Source organism: Acidovorax sp. KPB24-07 (genome assembly GCF_057543315.1).
Window position 1 is genome coordinate 1 of sequence record NZ_BAAJYS010000701.1, and the last position, 1,158, is coordinate 1,158.

Below are 1,158 nucleotides of genomic sequence, written 5' to 3' on the forward strand. Positions count from 1 at the left end.
CGGCGCGCCGGCGCGCGGGCCGCCGCAGCCGCCCTTGGTGCACTGCTTCTTGCCGGCGCCGCCCAGCAGCGTGTCGAACTCCTGCGCCACGAGTTCGCGGTGCGCATCGAGCTGGTGCAGGAAGGCGCAGGTGCCCAGGCCCAGGGTCTGGGCGATCCAGGCCAGGTCGTCGTCGCGCGTGGGCAGCACGTGGGTCTGCTGGTCGTCCAGGTAGTGGATGCGGTGCTCCACCTGGCGCAGGAAGGTGTAGGCCGCGGCCAGCGCCTCGGCCGTCTCCTGCGGCATGAGGCCGGCGCGTGAGATGCGCTGCAGCGCCTCCAGCGTGGGGCGGCAGCGCAGCTCGGGGAACTGCCCGCCGCGCACCACCTGCAGCAGCTGCACGGTGAATTCGATCTCGCGGATGCCGCCGCGCGAGAGCTTCACGTCGTTGGCGCGCTCGGGGTGGCCGGCGCTGCGCTTGGCGGCGTGGTCGCGGATCTGCCGGTGCAGCGAGCGCAGCGCGTCGAACACGCTGTAGTCCAGGTAGCGCCGGAAGACAAAGGGCAGCACCACGCCGCGCAGGGCCTGCACCGGCTCGCCGATGACGCTGCTGCGCGGCGCGACCACGCGGCTCTTGAGCCAGGCGAAACGCTCCCATTCGCGGCCCTGCACCTGCAGGTATTCCTCCAGCGCGGCCAGCGAAACGGCCGCCGGGCCGGAGTTGCCGTTGGGCCGCAGCGCCAGGTCCACCCGGAAGACGAAGCCGTGCTCGGTGGTGTCGCCGATCAGGCCGTAGATGGCCTTGACGGCGTGGCCGAAGTACTCGTGGTTGGAGATGCGGTTGCGGCCCTCGGCGTTGCCGGCGGTCTCGCCGTCGTGTTCGTACACGTAGATCAGGTCGATGTCGCTGGACACGTTCAGCTCGCGCGCGCCCAGCTTGCCCATGCCGATGATCCACAGCTCGACCGGCTGGCCCTCGGGGCCGCGTGGGGCGCCGTGGCGGGCGTCGAGCGCTTCGCGGGCCTGCACGCAGGCCTGGTCCAGGGCCAGTTCGGCCAGCTCGGTGGTGGCCCGCGTGATGTCGGCCAGCGGGCGCGGCCCTGTTCGCAATCGAGGCGCACCAGCCGCTCCATCACCACCTGCGCAGGATGCGCAGGGCCGTGCCGGTGTCGTGCCCGC

Annotated in this window: 1 pseudogene; it reads right to left on the reverse strand. The window is 72.3% G+C overall.

The window, feature by feature from the left end:
• Positions 1-1,158 (reverse strand): annotated as a pseudogene (locus tag AC27IQ_RS25105) ([protein-PII] uridylyltransferase family protein); the annotation flags it as partial.